Source organism: Pectobacterium sp. S5 (assembly GCF_051707265.1).
Lineage (GTDB): Bacteria > Pseudomonadota > Gammaproteobacteria > Enterobacterales > Enterobacteriaceae > Pectobacterium > Pectobacterium polare.
Genome location: NZ_JAULSZ010000001.1, coordinates 1,544,669 through 1,567,012 on the forward strand (window position 1 = coordinate 1,544,669; position 22,344 = coordinate 1,567,012).

Below are 22,344 nucleotides of genomic sequence, written 5' to 3' on the forward strand. Positions count from 1 at the left end.
AGTTTACTTTCTTTTCAATAGGGCAAATGATAAAGAAATGATAGTTCAATAGAACTGAAATATTGTTTCATCTTTGTAATTAGGCTGATCATGAATAAACCAATCTCTTTTAAACATACGTTCTGCTACGGCAGCGCAAACCTGCTTGGCAGTGGTGCGCTTGCTATCAGCGGCGCATGGCTGATGTACTTCTACACCACATTCTGTGGGTTAACATTGGTTCAGGCTGCTGCTATCTTCTCCGTTGCCAGCATCATCGATGCGATCAGTAACCCCATCATGGGTTACATCAGCGATAACTTCTACAACACCCGAGTTGGCCGCCGATTTGGTCGCCGCCGCTTCTTTATTTTGCTGGGTGTCCCGCTGGTTCTGGTCTACCCCATGCTATGGGTTGAAGGCTTTGGCTTCTGGTACTATCTGGCGACGTACGTGCTGTTCGAGCTGATTTACACCTCGATCATGGTGCCGTATGAGACGCTGGCTACCGAAATGACCTCTGACTTTAAACTGCGCTCTAAGCTGACAGGTTCTAAAGCCATTTTCGGTAAAATTGCCAACTTCCTGGCGGCATTCATTCCTGGGCAGTTTATTGCCATCTACGGTAAAGATTCCGCAACGCCATTCTTCTACACCGGCCTGGTCTACGGTGCCATTATGTGTGGGGCGATGATCGCGCTGTACATGACATCCTGGGAACGCCCGGTCAACGAAATCGTCCGTGAAAGCACCTCCAGCCTGTGGCAAGCGATGAAAAAGCTGAGCGTGGATATGGTTTCTACCTTCCGTCTGCGTATTTTCCGTAAGCATCTGGGGATGTACCTGTTTGGCTTCGGCGCTGAGTGGCTCTTCGCTTCCGCGTTCACCTACTTCATCGTCTTTGGTCTGAAGCAGAACACCGCGCTGGTATCACACCTCAATAGCTTCAGCTCGATTATGCAGCTCATTTCTACCGCGGCCTTCATCGGTATCTGCGTCAAAATGGGCTTTGCACGACCGTTCCGTCTGGCACTGATGGTGGTGATTGTCAGCGTGATAGCCTATGCCGCGCTCTATTTCGCTAACTGGTCAGAAGACATGACCATCTTTGTCCTGTTCGCCATTACGGCCGTATTTGGCCTGAGCACGGGCGGTATCTACTACATTCCGTGGACGGTTTATACCTTCCTGGCCGATGTGGATGAAGTCCTGACCGGGCGTCGTCGTGAAGGGATTTACGCCGGTGCGATGACGTTTGCCGGTAAAATGGTTCGCTCTGTGATTGTCTTCGCGATGGGCTGGACGCTGAGCCAATTCGGCTTTGTCTCCGGGCAGTCAGTGCAGCCAGAGTCTGCCGTACAGGCGATTGTTGGCGTGTTCTCGCTAGGTGTTATCGGTCTTGCGCTGATTGCGATTTACTACACCACGCAGATGAAGCTGGATCGTAAAAACCACGCCATTCTGCTGGAAGAAATTGCACGTATCAAAGCGGGCGGTGCCATTGCCGATGTACCAGCTCATGCTCGTGCTGTCGCAGAAGAGCTGACGGGCTGGGAATATGAGAAGTGCTGGGGCAACAACCCGTTAGGCGTTCAGTCAGAAGAGTCTAAACCGCAGGTTGCTACTGCGCAGCATTAATTGAAGACGTTCGTTTATTGAAAACAGGCATCAATTAAAAGCTGTCATCAACGAAAAAAATCAGCCCAATCTCGTATTGGGCTGATTCATTTAGGCCTGCGTTTGCTGATTAACAGAACAGGTAGGATATGGCAGGCGATCGCATCAATCGCCTGCCAACATGCAGGATTAAATCAACGAGGCTTCTTTCAATTCGCTTTTCAGGTAAGCGTAATATATCGGGGCAGCAATCACACCGGACAAGCCAAACGCTGCTTCAAACACCAACATCGCCAGCAGAATTTCCCACGCGTGCGCTTTGATCCTCGTCCCAACGATTTGTGCATTCAGGAAATACTCAAACTTGTGAATCAGCATCAAATACACCAGCGCGACCAGCGCAATCGGCAACGAAAGCGATAAACCAGACAGGAAAACGATCGAATTGGAGATCAGGTTACCAATCACCGGCAGCAGGCCGAAAACGAAGGTAAGCACCACCAGCGTTTTGGCAAACGGCAGATGGATACCACACAGCGGCAGAGCGCCAAGAATAAAAATGGCAGACAGCACCGTATTAACCGCAGAGATTTTCACCTGAGCAAAAACGATGTTGCGGAACGAGGCAGACAGCAGCGAAACCCGACGCAGTAACTCCGCTTTCAGTAATGGTTTTTCCGTGTCTTTATCGACGTTATAAAGCGAGACAATCGCGCCAAGCACCATACCGATTAGCATCGTCACAAAGCCATGCAGAAAACTTTTCCCCATGTTCTGCAACATCACAATATGCGCCTGAACCCATTGCAACAGCTCGTGCTGGAGCTCTTCAATACTGACCGGCAGATACCCCGGTAAGTAGTGGATAATCTGCTGCTGGATGTCATTGAGGATGTAGCCAATACGCACATTAAACGCGGCGGTATCCTTCATTTCCTGCATCAACAGCCCAACCAGGCTGCCAAACAATAGACTCAGCAGGCTGACGACCAGCGTGCTGATCACCGCGACCACAATCCAGCGAGCACGCTTACCGCTGATGACCCGTTGAAAATAGGGCGTCAGTAAATTCACAATTTCATACACCAAAAAACCAGCAATAAAGCAGGTCAGCAGGCGTAAAGGCAGCAATATAAGCAGGCCACCCATAATAAAGAAAAAGCTCAACAGGCGAGCTTGTTTCAGATTCAGTAACTGCATGATGACATCCCGTATGAAGAGGCAACGCTGAGGGTACTCTTTGTGGAGTATGTTACGCCTTTTTCGGTACCAACAGATTGATATATATGCGCCAGATTTACGTCTATTCTGCGAGTGATAACAAACGAGGGATATTTTTGGTGTTTTACCCGCGAAATACCAGCCGTGTTTTAGCTCGGACGGATATCCACCCACCAGGCAAAACGCCGAGTCACCTTCACTGGCAGCGTCCGTGCAACGGCGTCCAGCAGGCGATCGGTTTCATGTAGCGGAAAAACGCCCGAAATCCGTAGCATCGTCACTGCGGAATCAACATGAAAATAACCATTGTGATAGCGGGCAATTTCAGTAACGAACTGACCTAGCGGCATGTTATCCGCGACCAGCTGTCCTTTGCGCCAGCTCTGGCGAAAATTCTCAACGGGCGCAGGTTCACTGCTCCTGTCACGGGTAAAGATCACCTGTTGCCCTGCCGTCACGCGCTGCGCGGCGGGTACTGCCGTTTGTAGCAAGACCTCACCGCTAAAAACGGAGAGGACGCTGTGGGCGGACGTATAGCGCAGCGCTAATTGGCAGGAATGCGCAGAAGCCGCGAGATCGCCATGGGGCGTGGTCAACCGGGCAGCGTGAGCCGTTCGGTTATCCAACATCAATTCACCTTTGAGCAATTGAAACGTTAGCGGCTGAGCCAACGCGGGATCGCCCTGCTGATTTAATGCCGAATCCGTATTGAGCCAGACGGTCATCCCCGTTTCGATGTTGAGCTCACGCGTTTCACCCGTTCCCGTGTGGTAATCGGCCGCATAGCTTTCCCACGGCAGGCTAAAGCCTACGCCTCCGGTAAGGCTGGCAATCGCCAACAGTTTGAGCATGCGCCGACGTTCCCCACCCCGCTTGCTCAGCACCGAAGAGGCTAATTGGCTGTCTACCGCATGGAAGCGGGCATGAATCTGTTCAACCTGCTGCCAGGCAAGCCGATGGGTGTCATCCTGATGTAACCATCGCTGCCATGCCTGACGCTCGTGTTCGGAGCAGTCTTCGTCATACAGCGTGGCATACCACTCAGAGGCGGCATGAAGAACATCTTTCGGAATAGAAGAAGTAATAGAGGAAATCATAAGTCCTGACACAATAGACAATTCAGCATTGCCTGTGCCATATATTTTTTCACCATCCGCTCGGAAACGGCTAATTGTTCAGCAACCTGCCGATAGGTCAGGCCATCGAGATGCACGAGCAAGAATGCCTGACGAACTTTGCCCGGCAGCGTCGCCAGCATTTGGTCGATGGCCATCAGCGCATCAACCACCATCGCCTGCTGTTCCAGCGAGGGAGAAAAAGTAAACTCCTGCTCTGTCAGCACCTGAAGATAGGCATTCTCGATGTCTTTACGTCGCCAGTGATTGACCACCAGACCGTGGGCAACTGTCGTCAGCCAGGCACGCGGTTCACGGATGCGATCGGCCTGATGCTGGCAAATCAAACGCAGAAACGTATCTTGCGCCAGATCCGCAGCCTGCTGTGAACATCCCAAACGCCGACGCAGCCATGTCTGTAACCAGGCATGATGGTCATGATAAATCTGCTGAACGTTTAAGGTTTCAGGCTGGTGGAGGCAGACAGCAGCGGGACTCTTCACGGTATTCGCTCAATGTGACAGCAATGAAATGATTTTCATTATCATTAAAAGCAAAGTCAACGACTATTCACGTTTATCATGCCGATTACGCGAAAAAGGAGGGCGTTGTAGGGATTGCATGCAAAAAGAAAGAAGCCCGAAGGCTTCTTTCTGTGAGAGTCGAGAAGGAGAATTACCAGCGATAGCTGACATTCGCGCTAACGTTACGGCCTTCACCGTAGTAGCACCAGAAATCACACGCGCTAACATATTCACGGTTTGTCAGGTTGGTTGCATTAACCTGCAACCGCCAGTCTTTGCTGAAATCATAGGCAATCATCGCATCCCATAACGTGTAGGCAGGGACTTTCAAATTCCGGCTTTCAACTTTATCACCGAATGAACTCCCAACGTAACGTACGCCGCTGCCCACCGTCAGCCCCTCAAGTGAGCCAGAGAAAGCATAGGTTGCCCATGCGAAAGCGCTATGTAGCGGCAAACCTGCCAGACGTTTTCCAACTTCCTCAACAGTGCCGGACTTCGTTGTTTCGACTTTGTTGTACGTGTAATTGGCTGTCACTGAAAGGCCGGAATACACCTCGCCGCTCAATTCTAGCTCAACACCACGAGAACGCGCTTCACCCGCTTGCACCCGACGAATAGGGTTATTGATATCTGTAGTCAGGATATTGTCCTGATTCAGATTGAAAACGGCAGCCGATGCATAGCCATTAAACCCACTCGGTGTGTACTTAACGCCCACCTCGGTTTGCTTGCCCATAGTCGGTTTATATTGCCGTCCTGATGCATCGTAATCGGCGATAGGCAGGAAAGACTCTGCATAGCTGATATAAGGAGAAACCCCGTTATCAAACAGATATATCACACCCGCAGACTTCGTAAACTTGGAATCATCCGTGCGGGAATCAATCCCCATGATTTCATTTTGCGTACGTGATTTTGACTGGTCGTAACGTCCACCCAGTAAGAAGATCAAACGATCATCATATTTGATCTGGTTCTGGATATAGTAACCATTCTGATGGCGACCTGAGCGATGGTAAGAGAGTTGATCGTCATTCAGCGTATAGTTGCCATAGACTGGGTTGAAAATATCAATCGGGCTATTGATAAACTGATATTGTGTTGAATTATAAGGGGATAAGTCAGCATCATGGCTTTGTGTATTGGCGCGACGATAGTCGAACCCGAGCAGCAACGTGTTTTCAATGTCTTCCCACTGCCATTCCCCCACTAAACGGTTGTCCGTGGCCCAGTTTTGCGCAAAACCATCGCGGTAGGTCAACCCACGGGTGGCATGGCGGTCATCCTCCATCCTTATCGCATAAGCATTGCGCAGATCCAAATTCAGATAGGTGTAGTTCAGATTCTGGTGGAACGTCCAGGTGTCGTTCAGATGATGCGTGAACTCATAGCCCAGGTTGAACTGCCGGGTATCATGCCGGTTCAACCCCGGTTCGCCCAGCGACGTTTTATAGCCGACTTTGCCAAACTGCGTGCCATGTAGTGTACCGTACGGCAGCTTAAAGCCGTTGGTCGTGTCGGATTTCGTATCCATGTAGCTGGCTAATACGGTCAGTTCCGTGTCTTCTCCGAGGAACGTGACGCTCGGTGCCAGATAAAGGCGCTTACTCTTCGAGAAATCCATCTCGCCCGAGGTATCACGCGCCAGCGCAACAACCCGATACAGCACCGAACCGTCATCATTTAACGGACCTGCGCTATCGACAGCCAGATGGCGATAATCGTTAGAGCCATATTCCAGCTCGACTTTCCCCTGCGGCAAACGCGTCGGCCGTTTGGTGATAACGTTAACCAGACCGCCCGGCGGGTTTTGCCCGTACAGAACAGAGGCTGGGCCTTTCAGGACTTCGATACGCTCGACGCCGAACGGCTCAATTTGCTGGCCGTAGAATCCATCTTCATTCAGCGTCGCCAGGCCATTTTGGAACCGGGACTGATCGCTAAATCCACGAATAGTCACCCATTCGGCTTTATTGTCCGGCCCGTATGGCGTCGCCAGAATACCGCTGCTATAGCGCAGCGCCTGATCGATCTTTTGCGCGCCGCGCTCTTCGATCTGCTTCTCCGTCACAACCGCAACGGCACGTGGCGTCTCTGAAATCGGCACATCCAGCTTCATTGCCGTATTCGGTGGAGCGGTGACGACGATCCGATCGTTTTTAGCGGTAACAGGTGCAGAAACGGGAACGGGCTCACTCGCCGTGCGCTGCACTAGCGTCACGCTGCCATCGGCACTGTATTGTGCGCTTAGACCGCTGTTGCTGAGAATCTGCTGGAAACCCTGCTCAACGCTATAGTTCCCCTGCAACCCCGCACCGCGCTTACCCGCCACGGCTGCCGGATCGTAAGACAGTAGTACACCTGCCTGTTGGGCAAATTGATTAAGCACCTGATTGAGCGGGCCAGACGACACCGCGTATTGCTGGACAGGTGCCGCTGACGCGGCATAAACCGCCGCCATTGGCAGCACTGAGGCAAACGATGCCCCAAGTACCCCGGCACGTAAAGTACGCGCCAATAGGTGGGTACGGAATTTAACCATGACTTATCCCCTATCGCATAAGAAAGACTTGTTTTCAGAAGCTATGCCAATTGAGAGAGTAAAAAGGGGAACCAGAAATCGAAAAATAATTAAAGTAATCGTTATCAATCAGAAATATTAGGGAAAATACGTTGCCGCTATTGTAAACCGATACGGTGACTAATAAAAAACTGACGTCATCTTTATCAAAACGTGCTATATGGCGATAAACGCTATATAGGCTCAACCATATCCATAATTAGACGACAGTCTACTTATTTATTCGTCATCCTTTCGGATTCAACACGCTAAAAATAAAGAAAATTTACAGAGCTTATTGCCAGCGTTTAATAAACCATGATGTTTAAAAGGAGTAATTTACGAGCAGGAAGAGGAAAGTGATGAATAGGCAAGAGGCAGGGCTGGATAAGAGCGAAACGTTTCGCTGATTATTTTAAACAAGCATAATATATGCAATAAAATAGTTAACCGTCTATTTTTATTAATTTTTCACATCATTGCGGTTAATAAAGAACGCTTTTTATTCTCCATCCACAAAAGCTACGTGTTGCTTTATCGTTCTGCTGGCCGTCAGCGGATATCAATACACACCTCGAGTCTTCCGGCCAGATAATCTCCGATGATTCAAGCTTACGATGCCAGATTTGTCGAAGGCTCAACCGCATCCTGGTTTAGGATCAGCAGAGAAAGCACTCGATTTTCAACGTTTAGCTTCGAAAAAGACAGCGTACTTAGCTGCTTTTTGGTAAAGCCATCAGACAACAAATCCGAGACCACGCGCGTACTCAACATGTTGGAGTTCGTCATAAAATCGTGATAGGCAAACTTCACGTTGATAGGGAGTACATCATCAATTGAGACGGGCGTATTCATTTCAGCACGCAATCCAAAATGGGCGTTGAAGGCAGAATTCGCACAGACGACCTTACATTTCTCGTCAATCACCGCCACTGCACGTCTATCATTCTGAACTGGTTGAGAAAGCATGCCTAAAATCTCATTCCGGCCAAATATCAGACTCATTGTTTCCTCTGCATCATGCTATGTAAAAAGATATCTCACAGCGCGCCATGACGCCACGGCGCACCATTGATAAGCAATCAACCTACCGGAATTTAAAAGGTTTCCGGACTAATAGTGTTCTTCCCCACCCCAGAAAATCACCTAGTGAAAATAGTGAATTTCGCTAACCGGAACCGTTTACACGTTCTCATGCTACCGGGGCTCAAACATCTGCCGCCTTACTCAGCGTCAGTGATGTTGGGTATATCTCTGTTATTTATTTTTGGAAACCGGATATTTCTGAATCAGACACAAAAAATAACACTTAATTTTTCTTTTTTTAGCGGCTAGCACACGACACCTTTACGCTTTTTAAGAAAGCTCACATCTGTGCTGTGGAACCCACCTAAAGTGTAGATTATTCACACTTATCTGCCCGTTGATAATCAGATAAATCTATTTCATTAATAGCCTACATATAATTAACAACTGGAACAAAATTTCAACACATAAACCATAGTTGAACGCGCTAAATAGCTGGCCTACGTAGGAATATACTCTGAACAGGATTTTTACTATCGGCTGAATAAGCGGGATCTTTATGCCTTTTGATCGTAAAGGGCGATCAAAAACTTGATAACAATAGATATAATCTATTGAAAACAATGAATTGATCGTTTATGACATTATAACAGCCCTGATAATTCTGCTGGCAGTCATATTGTGACATACATCACTTACTGCATTTTGGCTACCACGAAAAACTTGCCTGTTTTCTGAGCCGAAAGACTATCTTTTAAGTAATGCCCCACTGCTTTTCCTGCATTGCGTGATCAATCGCGCAAAAAAGAAACAAAGATAACTGGTTAACTAGAATTAACCATTATTTGACATAGCATTAACATGTTTAAGGAGAAGCGCTATGACACAACATAATAAACACGCTATTCCCGCTTCAATTGCGGAAAATGCACTGATAAATGCCCAGCAATACAAAAATATGTATCAGCTGTCCGTTGACGACCCCGCCGCCTTTTGGGGCGAGCAAGGAAAGATCGTCGATTGGATCAAACCCTATGAAACGATCAAGAACACCTCATTCGATCCCGGCCACATCCGCATTCGCTGGTTTGAAGACGGTACATTAAATGTGGCAGCAAACTGCCTGGATCGCCATCTGGCCGAGCGTGGCGATCAAACCGCCATTATCTGGGAAGGGGATGACGCGACAGAAAGTAAAAAAGTCACCTACCGCGAACTGCATCAGTCCGTGTGCCGCTTCGCCAATGTGCTGAAGTCGCAGGGCGTCAAAAAAGGCGATGTTGTTGCCATTTATATGCCGATGGTGCCGGAAGCGGCTGTGGCAATGCTGGCCTGCGCCAGAATCGGGGCGATTCATTCGGTGATCTTCGGGGGCTTCTCTCCCGAAGCGATTTCCGGGCGTATCATCGATTCCAATGCCAAGCTGGTCATCACTGCCGATGAAGGCGTACGCGCCGGACGCGTGATTCCGCTGAAGAAGAATATTGATGAAGCGTTAAAGAACCCGAACGTCACCACCATTTCCAGCGTTATCGTTTTCCGTCGTACGGGTAAGATCAATGAATGGCAGGACGGACGCGATCTGTGGTGGCACGATCTGGTTGAAAAAGCAGACGACCATTGCCCGCCAGAAGAGATGAACGCGGAAGACCCGCTCTTTATCCTTTATACGTCAGGCTCTACCGGTAAGCCCAAAGGCGTACTGCACACCACTGGCGGCTATCTGGTTTATGCCGCGCTGACCTTCAAATATGTCTTCGACTACCATCCTGGCGACATTTACTGGTGTACGGCGGACGTTGGCTGGGTCACGGGGCACAGTTACCTGCTTTATGGCCCGCTGGCATGCGGTGCGATTACGCTGATGTTCGAAGGTGTACCAACCTGGCCGGACGCCAGTCGCATGGCGCAAGTAGTCGATAAGCATAAGGTCAACATCCTCTATACCGCTCCGACTGCGATACGCGCACTGATGGCGGAAGGTGATAAAGCGATCGAAGGTACATCGCGTGAATCCCTCAGGATCATGGGTTCCGTCGGTGAGCCGATCAACCCAGAAGCCTGGGAGTGGTATTTCAAAAAAATCGGCAATAGTAAATGCCCTATCGTCGATACCTGGTGGCAAACAGAGACAGGCGGCTTCATGATCACCCCGCTGCCGGGCGCGATTGAGCCGAAAGCCGGTTCCGCGACGCGCCCGTTCTTCGGAGTACAGCCTGCGCTCGTCGATAACCTCGGCAACCCGCAGGAAGGCACTGCTGAAGGCAATCTGGTTATCGTGGATTCCTGGCCGGGTCAGGCAAGAACCCTGTTTGGCGATCACGATCGCTTCGAGCAAACCTATTTCTCTACCTTTAAAGGCATGTACTTCAGCGGTGATGGCGCGCGCCGTGACGAAGATGGCTATTACTGGATCACCGGCCGCGTTGACGACGTGCTGAACGTTTCCGGACACCGTCTGGGGACGGCGGAAATCGAATCAGCGCTCGTTGCACACCCCAAGATTGCTGAAGCCGCCGTGGTCGGCATCCCGCACCATATGAAAGGGCAGGCTATTTACGCCTACATCACGCTGAACCACGGCGAAGAGCCGTCCAGCGAGCTGTATACGGAAGTCCGCAACTGGGTGCGTAAGGAAATCGGTCCGATTGCTACACCGGACATCCTGCACTGGACTGACTCTTTACCAAAAACGCGGTCCGGCAAAATCATGCGTCGTATTTTGCGTAAGATCGCCGCCGGTGACACCAGCAATCTGGGGGATACCTCAACGCTGGCCGATCCTGGCGTCGTCGAAAAACTGCTCGAAGAAAAGCAGGCTATGAGTACCGCCTCTCAATAACCCCCTGACCCACCACTCTCTTCATTCCCGTAAGCCATGATGTGGCTTGCGGGAATGTGGGTGGCGATAAATCAGAGGGTGACGTGGCGGTAGCACTCAACCCTACAGATTACTGGAGACTTACGATGAATGATGCCATTTATCAACGGATTGAAAGTCACCCCTTATTCAGAGAACTGGTCAACAAGCGACAGCGTTTTGCCGCTTTTCTTTCACTCATCATGCTGGTGCTTTACGTCGGCTTTATTCTGCTGATCGCCTTTGCACCCAGTTGGCTGGGAACGCCGATCGCTCCGGGCTCCAGCATTACCCGCGGCATTCCGATTGGTGTGGGATTGATTGCGATTTCCTTCATTCTGACCGGCGTTTATGTGTATCGCGCTAACGGTGAATTTGATCGTCTGACCAAGCAGTTATTGGATGAGGTAAAGCAATGAAAATACGCTTTATGATGCTGTTCGGGCTTTTGACGCTGCCCGTGCTTGCGTGGGCAGCGGATGCCCTCACAGGGGATGTCCAACGCCAGCCGTTGAATATTCAGGCCATCGTGATGTTTCTGCTGTTCGTCGGCGGCACGCTGTATATCACCTACTGGGCGTCGAAGAAAACTCGCTCACGTAGTGATTACTATACGGCGGGCGGCAACATTACCGGCTTCCAGAACGGGCTGGCGATTGCAGGTGACTACATGTCCGCTGCATCCTTCCTCGGTATTTCTGCGCTGGTCTATACCTCCGGCTACGACGGATTGATTTACTCACTCGGCTTTTTGGTCGGCTGGCCCATTATTCTATTTCTGATCGCAGAACGACTACGTAACCTCGGGCGTTATACCTTTGCTGACGTCGCATCATACCGTTTGCAACAGCGCCCGATCCGTAGCCTTTCCGCCTGTGGTTCGCTGGTGGTTGTGGCGCTGTACCTCATCGCCCAGATGGTGGGCGCGGGGAAACTCATCGAACTGCTGTTCGGCCTCAACTACCATGTTGCGGTGGTGCTGGTCGGCATTCTGATGGTGATGTACGTGATGTTTGGCGGCATGCTCGCCACCACATGGGTACAGATTATTAAAGCCGTCCTGCTACTATTTGGTGCCACCTTCATGGCCATTATGGTCATGAAATCCGTGGGTTTCAGCTTTGATGCGCTGTTCAAACAGGCGATGGCGGTTCACCCGAAAGGGGCGGCTATCATGAGTCCCGGCGGACTGGTTTCTGATCCAATATCCGCGTTGTCTCTCGGGTTAGGGCTGATGTTCGGTACGGCCGGTCTTCCACACATTCTGATGCGTTTCTTCACCGTCAGCGATGCGAAAGAAGCACGAAAAAGCGTGTTCTACGCCACGGGCTTCATGGGCTATTTCTATTTCCTGACCTTCATCATCGGTTTTGGTGCCATCCTGCTGGTCAGCGCCAATCCTGCGTTTAAGGACGCGACAGGCGCGCTCATCGGTGGAAATAACATGGCGGCGGTGCATCTGGCCGATGCGGTCGGCGGCAACTTCTTCCTCGGCTTTATCTCCGCCGTGGCCTTTGCCACCATTTTGGCCGTCGTCGCCGGTCTGACGCTAGCGGGTGCTTCTGCCGTGTCCCACGATCTCTACTCTAACGTGATCAAGAAAGGGAAAGCGACGGAACGTGATGAGCTGAAAGTCTCGAAAATCACCGTACTGGTGCTGGGCGTGGTGGCTATTTCGCTCGGTATCCTGTTTGAGAACCAGAACATCGCCTTCATGGTCGGATTGGCCTTCTCCATCGCTGCGAGCTGTAACTTCCCGATTATTATCATCTCCATGTATTGGTCGAAGCTGACCACGCGCGGCGCGATGATTGGCGGTTGGGCAGGTCTGTTGACGGCTGTCATTTTGATGGTGCTGGGGCCGACGATCTGGGTGAAAATCCTCGGTCATGCCGCGCCTATTTATCCTTACGATTATCCAGCGCTGTTCTCCATGTTGGTTGCGTTTATCGGTATCTGGTTCTTCTCCATCACCGATCGCTCCGAAGCCGGACAGCAGGAACGTGCACGCTTCCATGCACAGTTTGTCCGCTCACAAACCGGCGTCGGCGCATCAAAAGGCAGCTCCCACTAATATTCCTCTCTCTGGCCCGCATTTCGCGGGCCAGCTCTTCTCTGCAATCCAGCGCTACGCGCTATTGAAAGATTTTTGCGGGGCGGCTTCACGATAGTTATCAACCTTCTGTTCTTCCCTGAACGTTCCGCTAGGGTGTCTGCATAAACATCACAGGGAAAGGATGCGATGCAACCTCACGATGCCATCTTCAAACAATTCTTAAGCGATATTGATATCGCCAGAGATTTTCTTGCGGCCCATTTACCACCCGCTATTCAGCAGCAGTGCGATTTCAGTACATTGCAGTTGGAGTCTGCATCGTTTATCGAAAACACATTACGTTCGCGTCTGTCAGACATGCTGTACTCACTGCAAACTCGCTCTGGTTCTGGGTATATCTATTGCGTCATAGAGCATCAAAGCCGCCCCGACAAGCTCATGGCTTTCCGGTTATTACGCTATTGCCTTGATGCGATGCAGCAGCATTTATCCCAGGGTCATCAGTCGTTACCCGTGGTTATTCCATTCCTGTTCTATCACGGCAAACGCAGTCCTTATCCGTATAGTATGCAGTGGCTGGATCATTTCACCGATCCACCACTGGCGGCACAGGTTTACCACCATGCCTTTCCGCTGATAGACCTGACCGTGATCCCAGATGAAGAGATCAAAACGCACCGTCGTGCCGCACTGCTGGAACTTGTGCAAAAACATATTCGAACACGGGATATGCTGGAATTGGCACACGACATCGGGCTATTATTTGAACACTGGAACCTGTCTTTACCACTGCGGCACGCGTTATTACTGTACGTCGCAAAAGTGGGTAATACATCTGACATAGACAGGTTCATTGATTCAGTGGCTGAGCCCCTGTCAACGCATAAGGAGGACACAATGACCATTGCACAGCAATTACACCAAAGGGGATTTGAGCAGGGGATGCAGGCAGGGCTACAGGAAGGTATGCAAGAAGGGATGAAATCTAGCGCACTAAACATCGCCCGCCAACTGCTGCAAAACGAGATGGAGCAGGAGTTAATTCAGCGCGTTACCCAGCTATCCGATGAAGAAATGGCGCAACTGCTTCGCAGCGAGCAGAAGTAATTTTTTATCGTGGGCTATCCCTGCCCACGCCCCTCCGGGCCAACGCTTCGCGTTGTTGAAAATCGCTCCTGCTCTTTTTTATCGTGGGCTATCCCCGCCCACGGATCTCTGAAACCAGCGCTTCACCTTGTTAAAACGGGGTTTATTCCTCGCTTAAGGTCACCACGTCATACATCACGCTGCCGCCTTTTAATTGCAGCGTGATCGTGTTGTTGCCGTTTTTCAGAAAGCGGGATGACACGGGGATGCGGGCAATGTGATAGCGACCGCTCTGTAGCGCACCGCGATAAATGGTTTTGTCGTTTTCGTAAGTCAGCGTTTCCAGCGTGGTACCGTTTACCGCTACCGCCAGCTGTGGCATGGTCGGCTCACTCATACCACTGTTGCTCGCTGCCGCCAGTGCGATGTTCAGGAAATAGGTTTTCTTCTCAGGTTGCAGGGCAAAACGGATATCCCATTTTCCCGGTTTGGTCTGCGCGTAATACCAGTCACGCTGATAGTCACTGCGGCCAATATCGAACGTCAGATTTGCCGGAACCTCATGCTGCCAGCGGGTATTGCGTGCCTCATTGCCAAAGCGGAATTCACTCGCCTGCCGATTGGCCTGTCCAATGGCCCAAACAACCGATTCAGATTTGGGCAGCGTTATCACAGGCAGCACTTGCTTATCACCGGAAACGGACAGCGTTTGTTCTGCCAATATCCCTGGCTGCGTCCCGCTGTTGGCGTATACCGCCAGATGGTAATGACCCGGACGGACATGGGGAATGGCAAAATTCCCCTGCGTATCCGTGGTTGCCTGATACGAATAGCCGCGGGTTTGCACATCGAACGGTTCATCCATCGATGACGACAGCACGACGGTTACCGGCTGCTGGCTGGCAACGCGTCCACTCACCTGCGTGCGATCGCGCGCATAGCGGGAATCGTCTACCCATTTGTACGGCCAACTGACGGTTTCCGTCAGCGCCTGACGCTGAGCATCCGCCAGCATGTGTCCAGTATCGCCCTGATTGATATACAGCAGCCACGGACCGTAGAATTTTTTCCAGCCCGGTGGAGCTACCATATCTGGCGTGCCAAAGTGCGAACCCGTCATGTAGTTCAGGATGATCGCATCCTGATGCACCAGCAGATCCTGCTTAAGTGCATCGCCGGAGAAATACTCTCGATTTCCATGAATCAGCCACGCGCCCACGCCATTACCGAAAACGCCCCAGAAAGGCGCGGCACGCATATAACCGGCAAAGTCATATTTGGAATAAATGCTGCCATCCGGCAATCGCCAGGTTTCATCCTGCACCTTCGGCGACGCTTCAAGCTGGCTGTAGAGCAGCGGTTTACCCTGACGATCGCCATTGTAGAGATGATCTAATCGGGCGGGATCAAAGCGATAGACGTTACGCAGTTCGCTGACTTTAACGTCCTGAGTTCCGCTATTCTCGGCAACGACATAGCTATAAAGCCCGCTAACGCCGCGACGCATAATCAGATGATATTCAAGCCGTAACAGCCCGTCCCGATCGTCGATATACGCCACATGCGCCATATCACGATCGTTGCGCAGCACCTCTACCCGCTCAGGGACAAAATCTTTGACGCCTTTAGCATGAGCATCGTTAATACGGTCATTATTAATATAGTAATCGAGGTAGGCGCTGCGCGTTTTGCTTGGGTCGCGCGCTGCACCGGACAGGTTGGTGACGATATTTTTGCCTCCCGTCACCATGCTCGTCGCGCTGCCGTCCTCCCCGAACGCGACTTTCAGCAAGCCATTATCCAGAACGGTATTCAAACCAGAAACGGATAGCGACACCGCATTATCCTGCGCGCTATAGCTATAGGGTGCCAGCATGGCCCCTACCAACAACAAGACAGATCGCTTCACAGTCAGCCCTCTTGTGTTCAGTCGGTTAAACGAGAATTTTCATCACAGTGGTGATGGCTATTACCGTTTCAATATCGAGATACACGGGGCTACCACGGTGCGAGGTGTCCCTGCGGGAACCTCATCACCGTGCTTCCCCTAATATCCAGCATTGGGTGTAGCCTGAGATATTCAAAAATTCCCGTTATTTGAAATATATAGCAATGATGGGAACAACATAATCGAGGGGATAAACGCCCTCCTTCACGCCACTGCCAGCACACACAAGAATTTGGCAATAGCGGGAAGAAAGTCAGGATCGACATCGCAGAAATCAAAACTGATCAGAATGACAGCTCGCGAATCAGTACGGCGGACACCACTTTCCAGCCGCGAATCAACAGGCTTTGTGCCTCACCGTCCATCACCACCGTGCCGCGCAGCACCTGTGGCTGAGTACGATAATCGTCAGGCAGGCTGAGCAACACGCGATACACCGCCTGTTCAGGATGCAGCTTGCGTTGTGCATCGCTCAGCGTGGCAATATCGCCGCCATAAATTGATGCCAATTCCGGCGCGGCATTCAGATCGCGGGTTGCCGTGCTGGCAATCTCCACAATGGTGAGCGGCAGCGACGAGCGGCTGACATCCTGTAAATAAAACGTCCCCTTTGCCCCCGTGCGAAGCCGCTGCCAGTCTTTTTCCGATACGAACGCTTCCACCAGCCCGCCGGTTGGCTTGGTGACGACCGCCAGCCATTCGCCCTGCCCCAGCCATTCGCCAGTTTCCAGCGGCGTTGTCATGTCTGCCACCACGCCGTCTATCGGTGCACGCACCGTCAGCTGTTCAGACTGACGCTGCAAGACCTGTAGCTTTTGCAGCGCTGCTTCGTGCTCCTGCTTCACCCGCTGGTGATCGCCAGCCGCTTCCTTGTTGAATACCTGAAAGGTGCTTTGCCAGTTCAGCGTGGCGATTTGTCGTTCCAGCTGTTGCCGTTCATGCGCCAGCGCGTCAGACGACAGCGTAAACAGCGTTTGTCCCACTTGCACAGGCTGGCCGACCTTCACGTCAATGCGCTGAATCATCGCGGGCACGGGCATATACAGGCTACTTTGCTGTTCCGCCCGCAGCAGCGCCGGGGCGTACACGCCGCGCTGCCAGGGAATCATCAGCAAGAGCAGAACCACGGCGCTCACAACCAGTGTTGTCGTCATATTACGATTCATACGGTAATCCTTACGGCGTTTACTCCACTCGCGCACTTCATTCACCACTGGCATCACCACGAAGTAGCCGATTTCAATCGCGAAAAGCAGCATCCCCAGCAGTTTGAACGTCATGTGGTAAACCAGAATCGCGATACCCGTAAACAGGAAGAAACGGTATATCCACACCGCGAAGGCATAGCCCACCAGCGTGCGTTGCAGCCAGCGCGGAAAGTGCTCCGGCGGCGCATCCCCTAAGCCGAACAGCCATTCGCGCATCTGCCAGCGGCCGATAGCGAAGCCCCGGTTTTGCAGGTTCGGCATCTGTAATCCATCGGACAGCAGGAAATAGCCGTCGAAGCGCATCAGCGGGCTGAGGTTAATCGCCAGCGTCATGATCCAGGTCGTCGTCGCCAGCATAAACGCGGCGCTGCGCAGCATGCCGTCCGGCAAGAAGCTCCATGCCAGCGTCGCCCACGCCGCCAGCACCAGCTCGGTCATCATGCCCGCTGCGCCAATCGCCATCCGCTGCCGACGGCGGGTGAGCTTCCACGAACCGGACGTATCGGTGTACAGCACCGGCATCATCACCAGAAACGCGACGCCCATGGTGGCGACCCGCGCACCAAAGCGCTTGCAGGTGTAAGCGTGTCCGAACTCATGCAGAATCTTGGTAAAGCACAGCGTCAGCCCCGCCAGCGCCGCACCTTCCAGCGTGAAGAAATGCAGGAACGTATGCTTGAAGGTTTCCCACTGGCGTCCGGCGAGGAAGAGCCCCAGCACGGCCACCAGCAGCGTCAGTTTAAGGAAAGTCCGGCTGAAAAACGGTTCGACCCACGGCAGGGTCGCGCCCAGAAAACGATCGGGGTGCCATAAGGGGATACGAAAAAACAGATAGTTCTTCAGCAATTTGCGCCAGATCGAAACGCGTGACTGTTCCACCTGACGAGAAAATTGTGCCAGCGCCTCATCGCCGGAAACGCGCGTCAGGCTATTGGCCTGCAAGAAACGATTGAAGTACTGCACATCGCTGTCATCGAGCGTCAGCGCAGAAGTCTGGTTAACCTCGTCTACGATCTGCGCCGCATTCCCCATCGACCAGCGCGATAGCATCGCCATTTCTGCCCAGCCGATACGAAAATAGAGACCGCGCAGCGGATCTTCTAGCGTCCAACTGGGCGATCCGTCGCGGTTAGCTGGTCCGGCATGCAGGATCAGTTCATCGCGCAGCGGGCTAAGCCCAGCGGCTGGCGTTGCGCCTCCGGCCATCGTTAGACACCCAGCCAGACGCGCAGGGAGGCCAGCGGTTTACGCAGCAGGTAAACGAACAGCACCGTGCGTTTCCCGTACAATTTGGCGGTTCCCTTCAGGCCCACGCGCAGCTGCGGGTCATCCTGCGTAAAGCGGGCTCGTAGCCGATAGGCCATGACATTATCCGGCGTCGGTGCGGCACGATAGCCAATCTGTTCAAGCCGCGCTTCCTGTGCCGAATTCGGTGCAACGTTGAGGAACAGGCGCACGTCCGCACCGTTTTCCAGCGCAATCGCGTCCGCCGCAGGCAACTGTATCTCCAGCTCAACATCGTGCGGATCGGCGATCATCATGATGCGTTCCCCTACCGCCACCGAGCGGCCAATCCAGTCACTGCTGTCGTCAAAAATCGCCACGCCGTCACGCGGGGAAGCGAGCTGCATGCGCTCCTGCTGACGTTGCAGAAAATCCATGTCGCTCTGCGCCTGTTCGCGACGGCTTTGCAGCACGGCCAGACTGGCTTTGCTGTTAGCATCGAACAGCGCCTGCTGCTGCGCCTGACGATACTGCGCATCGGCGGTAGCAAAAGCCTGTCGGGCCGATTCCAAGCGATTTTCCAATTCGCGCACGTCCAGTCGCACCAGCGGCTGATTAGCGCTGACGGCCTGATTAGGGCGAACCAGTATGTCATCCACCACGCCCGCCACGGGCGCGCGCACCATCACAGGACGATGCGCGACGATCTCAGCAGGAGCCAGCACCGACTGGCGAACCGGGATCAACAAGATCAGCACCAGCGCCACGATCGCAGCAACGATCAAACGGCGTCTGGCAGGCGGCGTTTTCGACGGGCGGCGACGCACTTTGCACAGACTCGACCAGGCATGCGCGTAGGCGTCAGCCAGTTTTTCCAGCAGCACGATCTCGGCAGGCAGCCACGTGCTGTCCCGCGCTAACACCAGCACCAGTGGCGTATCGCCCTGCGGTAAACGCAGCGGCAGCCAGAGTAAAAATTCAGGCAGATGTTCCTGCCACAAAATCTGGTCATCGGCAGGCAGCTCGCGGCATTGCAGCGCCTGCGTTTGACGCCCTTCTTCCTGCCACTGGCGGCACAGGCGGCTAAATTCGGTACAAAACGGCGCGTTGTGATCGAGCGAGGCCAGCCCGGAAGCTGCCTGCAAGCGCCGTTTATCGCAGTCCCACAGCAGCGCCTGCCGATACTTCACTAAATTATGCGTCTCGTTGACGATAAAAAACGCCAGCTCATCCAGCGTTTCACGCGCTCTGGCACGGCTTTGCAGTTGCAATAACTCGGCCAGCAGCGCCAGCCGGGTATCCTGCTCCGTTTGTGCTGCTGTCGTGTTCCGTTCGGTCATGGCGACACGCTACCCGCATCAGGCGGTACGATTTGCGCAACGCCGCTCATGCCCGGCAGCAATCCAGCGGTAGACTGGGTAATGCGACCAAAGACTTTTACCGACTGACTAACCGGATCGATCGCCGAAGAAAGGCGGCTGATTTCCGCCGGATAGCTCAGACCGGTTTCATCCAGCACGACCTGAAAAGCACTGCCCTGCTTTAACCACACCAGCCAGCGCGACGGCACGATCATTTCCAGCTCGAACGCGCTGTCATCATAAATCGCTAATAGCTCTTTGCCTTCCGGCACGGATTCCCAACGTTTCACCTTGGTTTCCGTCACGCGACCGGAGAACGGCGCTTTAATGACACAGCGTTGCAGCATGGCGCGATTGACGCCGCTTTCGGCCTGCGCCATCGACACCGACGATCGCGCCTGATCGACATCCGACAGGCTGATCGAATTGAGCTTATCCAGCCGATCGGCAATCGCCAGCTTCTTACGTGCGGCATTCTCTGCGGCGTTTGAGTAGTTCAGCTTTTCGCGCAGCACAGTGCAGTCAAACGTCACCAGCGTATCGCCCTGTTTGAAGTGTTCGCCCTCTTTCACCGCAATATCCGTCACTTTTCCGGCAATTTCGCTGGATAACACGGTATAGCGCTGCGCACTGAGCTGTACGCGAATGTCTCCCGTTGTCGCAGCCTGCCCCAACAGGGGCAGACCTAACGCACTGACCAGCAATAGCGGACGCATCATGCCGAAAGCCATTAACGCGAACCTCCCGCCTGTAGGGATTGCAGGTTATCCCACATATCCGTGTTCACCACGCGATAGGGCTTACCCGCGCTAGCCGACGATGATGTAGTCGTCGACGAGGCAATCGGCTTCGCGACTGGCGTAGAGGATGGAGTAGAGACTGTTTTAGCCGACGCCGTCGTGGTAGCAGGCGTAGCCGGTGTTGCCAGAGACAGACGCGGTACCGCAACGCCGCCTTTCTCAAGGTTACCCGTGGTGAGGGCAATTGAGCTGCTCAGCGCCGCCAGACTGACATCGTTCACGTTATCCGGCAGCACATCCAGCCCGGCAGCCTGATACACCGCGCCGAGCGCGTTCTGTACATCGGCAAAGCTGCGGTCGCGCGCGCGGGTCGTCAGAATGGTTTCCGTGCTGACGCGCACCTGTTCCATCTGCGTTTCGGCACGATGCTGTACACTAAGCGTGGTCTGATTAAGGATGCCGCGCTGAATCCGCGCCAGTTCCTGATAGCGGCCAAACATCTGCGTACTCTGCTGATATTCCTGCCAGGCGACGTTCACCTGCGTTAGCACCGCCATGCGTAGCGCCTGACGACGAACTTCCGCCAGATCTTCATTCGCCTGTCCGGCGCGTTTCACCGATGACCACGACAGCACGTTCAGCAGGTTGCCGCTGACCTGAACGCCCGCGTTCGCCCACTGGTGATTGACCAGATAGCTGTTGCTGTCGCCGTTGATACCGGCAAACAGCGACACGCCCGGCAGCAGACGCAGCAGTGATTTACGGGTTTCCAGTACGCTATTGCGTGCCAGATAGCTCTCTTCGCGCACTTCTGGACGTTTAACCATCGAGAAGTTTTCCAGATCGTCGAGCGAGTACGCCATCTTCGGCGCGACCAGACTACTTTCGCTCGGCACGACGACATCGTATTTGCTCGACGGCGGCAGGTTCATCAGCGCCGCCAGACGGGATTTCGCCACCACCAGATCGCTGTCGACGATCTCCAACTGACGCACCATCTCCAGCATATTTTTCTGGAAACGCAGCGCCTCAACCGGTGCCAGCAGACGCTGTTGTTCGGTCTGACGCGCATATTCCAGCGCCTGACGCGCCTGCGTCAGCGCCGTGGTCACTTCCGGCTGCAAACGCTGTGCCGTTGCCGCTTCCCAATAGGCCGTCCGCACCTGACGAGTAATATCCGCAACTACCCGACGACGACGCTCTTCCGCCGCCAGTGATTTGTTCGCCTGTACTTTGGCGTTGAAGTAGCTAATACCGAAGTCCAGCACATTCCAGCTCATTGTCAGATCGGCGGTACGCTGGGTCTGATCCTGACTGGTTGACGCTTCCAGCGACTGCCGACCGGTGGTCACCGATTGGCTGCTGGAACCGGCCACGTTGTCACGGGTTTGTAGCCCAGCGCGCGCGGTCAGTTTCGGTAACAGCATGTCCAGATTCTGTACGCCCAACAGGTCATCTTCCATCGCCTGTTCCAGCAGCGCGACCCGCTGTTGCAGGTTATATTTCAGCGCACGGGCAATCGCTTCATCCAGCGTGATCGTGCCGCGCACCGGTTCCTGATTGGCGAACATCTGCGTTCTGTCGCTCAGCGCCTGTGCAACCTGTTGTTCGATCGTCACCGGCTCAGGTTTGACGGCACAGCCAGCCAGGCCCAGACAGGCCAGGGCTACCGCGATCCGTAACGCCCGGGAACCCGCGATACGTGGTGTAGCCTCGTGTTGAACGTTCTGCTGCTGACTGTCGTGTTGCTGGCTATCCCAGAAATGCGCTATGTGCTGATTCACCCGGGTTCTCCCCATCTTCTATTTGTCTGTTC

General features: G+C 53.1%; 15 protein-coding genes. 5 read left to right on the forward strand and 10 right to left on the reverse strand.

Annotated elements, in window-relative coordinates; translation table 11 throughout:
- The first annotated feature begins 90 nt into the window (after positions 1–90).
- On the forward strand, positions 91–1,617 hold the full coding sequence (locus QWJ20_RS06930; protein WP_095993720.1) for an MFS transporter: 1,527 nt from the start codon (positions 91–93) through the stop codon (positions 1,615–1,617).
- A gap of 168 nt (positions 1,618–1,785) precedes the next feature.
- On the opposite strand, the gene QWJ20_RS06935 is transcribed toward QWJ20_RS06930, so the two are convergent.
- The 5 genes from QWJ20_RS06935 to QWJ20_RS06955 form a co-directional block, all read right to left on the reverse strand.
- Positions 1,786–2,796 carry an AI-2E family transporter gene (locus QWJ20_RS06935; protein ID WP_127157784.1) on the reverse strand — a complete coding sequence of 337 codons (1,011 nt, stop codon included), beginning with the start codon at positions 2,794–2,796 and terminating at the stop codon, positions 1,786–1,788.
- A gap of 170 nt (positions 2,797–2,966) precedes the next feature.
- Positions 2,967–3,914, reverse strand: a complete 948-nt coding sequence (locus tag QWJ20_RS06940; protein ID WP_095701660.1) for a FecR domain-containing protein — start codon at positions 3,912–3,914, stop codon at positions 2,967–2,969.
- On the reverse strand, positions 3,911–4,435 hold the full coding sequence (locus QWJ20_RS06945; protein WP_249687319.1) for a sigma-70 family RNA polymerase sigma factor: 525 nt from the start codon (positions 4,433–4,435) through the stop codon (positions 3,911–3,913). The genes QWJ20_RS06940 and QWJ20_RS06945 overlap by 4 nt, the downstream gene beginning before the upstream one ends.
- A gap of 172 nt (positions 4,436–4,607) precedes the next feature.
- A complete protein-coding gene (locus QWJ20_RS06950; protein WP_433992155.1) occupies positions 4,608–7,001 on the reverse strand; it encodes a TonB-dependent siderophore receptor in 2,394 nt (797 codons plus the stop codon).
- Positions 7,002–7,631: 630 nt separating this feature from the next.
- On the reverse strand, positions 7,632–8,024 hold the full coding sequence (locus QWJ20_RS06955; RefSeq protein WP_010282300.1) for a hypothetical protein: 393 nt from the start codon (positions 8,022–8,024) through the stop codon (positions 7,632–7,634).
- 901 nt (positions 8,025–8,925) lie between these two features.
- On the opposite strand from QWJ20_RS06955, the gene acs reads away from it, so the two are divergent.
- The 4 genes from acs to QWJ20_RS06975 all read left to right on the forward strand — a co-directional run bounded on the left by acs (position 8,926) and on the right by QWJ20_RS06975 (position 14,068).
- Positions 8,926–10,887, forward strand: a complete 1,962-nt coding sequence (acs, locus tag QWJ20_RS06960) for an acetate--CoA ligase (protein ID WP_433992156.1) — start codon at positions 8,926–8,928, stop codon at positions 10,885–10,887.
- A 125-nt stretch (positions 10,888–11,012) separates the two neighbouring features.
- Complete coding sequence (locus QWJ20_RS06965) at positions 11,013–11,324, forward strand: DUF485 domain-containing protein (protein ID WP_039487792.1); 312 nt, start codon at positions 11,013–11,015, stop codon at positions 11,322–11,324.
- Positions 11,321–12,979, forward strand: coding sequence for a cation/acetate symporter ActP (gene actP, locus QWJ20_RS06970; protein WP_095701656.1), 1,659 nt, complete (start codon positions 11,321–11,323; stop codon positions 12,977–12,979). The genes QWJ20_RS06965 and actP overlap by 4 nt, the downstream gene beginning before the upstream one ends.
- Before the next feature lie 168 nt (positions 12,980–13,147).
- Complete coding sequence (locus QWJ20_RS06975) at positions 13,148–14,068, forward strand: Rpn family recombination-promoting nuclease/putative transposase (RefSeq protein WP_433992157.1); 921 nt, start codon at positions 13,148–13,150, stop codon at positions 14,066–14,068.
- Between the two features lie 142 nt (positions 14,069–14,210).
- Here the strand turns inward: QWJ20_RS06975 and QWJ20_RS06980 are convergent, their stop codons facing one another.
- From QWJ20_RS06980 to QWJ20_RS07000, 5 genes are all read right to left on the reverse strand, one after another.
- Positions 14,211–15,956, reverse strand: a complete 1,746-nt coding sequence (locus tag QWJ20_RS06980; protein WP_433992158.1) for a polysaccharide lyase family protein — start codon at positions 15,954–15,956, stop codon at positions 14,211–14,213.
- Positions 15,957–16,279: 323 nt separating this feature from the next.
- Positions 16,280–18,409: an HlyD family efflux transporter periplasmic adaptor subunit gene (locus QWJ20_RS06985; protein WP_433992159.1), complete on the reverse strand. Its 2,130-nt coding sequence runs from the start codon at positions 18,407–18,409 to the stop codon at positions 16,280–16,282.
- A 2-nt stretch (positions 18,410–18,411) separates the two neighbouring features.
- Entirely contained in the window at positions 18,412–19,767 is a 1,356-nt protein-coding gene (locus QWJ20_RS06990; protein WP_433992160.1) for an efflux RND transporter periplasmic adaptor subunit, read from the reverse strand.
- Complete coding sequence (locus tag QWJ20_RS06995) at positions 19,764–20,519, reverse strand: efflux RND transporter periplasmic adaptor subunit (RefSeq protein ID WP_010282272.1); 756 nt, start codon at positions 20,517–20,519, stop codon at positions 19,764–19,766. The genes QWJ20_RS06990 and QWJ20_RS06995 overlap by 4 nt, the downstream gene beginning before the upstream one ends.
- Positions 20,519–22,312 carry a TolC family protein gene (locus QWJ20_RS07000; RefSeq protein ID WP_433992161.1) on the reverse strand — a complete coding sequence of 598 codons (1,794 nt, stop codon included), beginning with the start codon at positions 22,310–22,312 and terminating at the stop codon, positions 20,519–20,521. Before QWJ20_RS07000 ends, QWJ20_RS06995 begins: the two co-directional genes overlap by 1 nt.
- Positions 22,313–22,344: the final 32 nt, after the last annotated feature.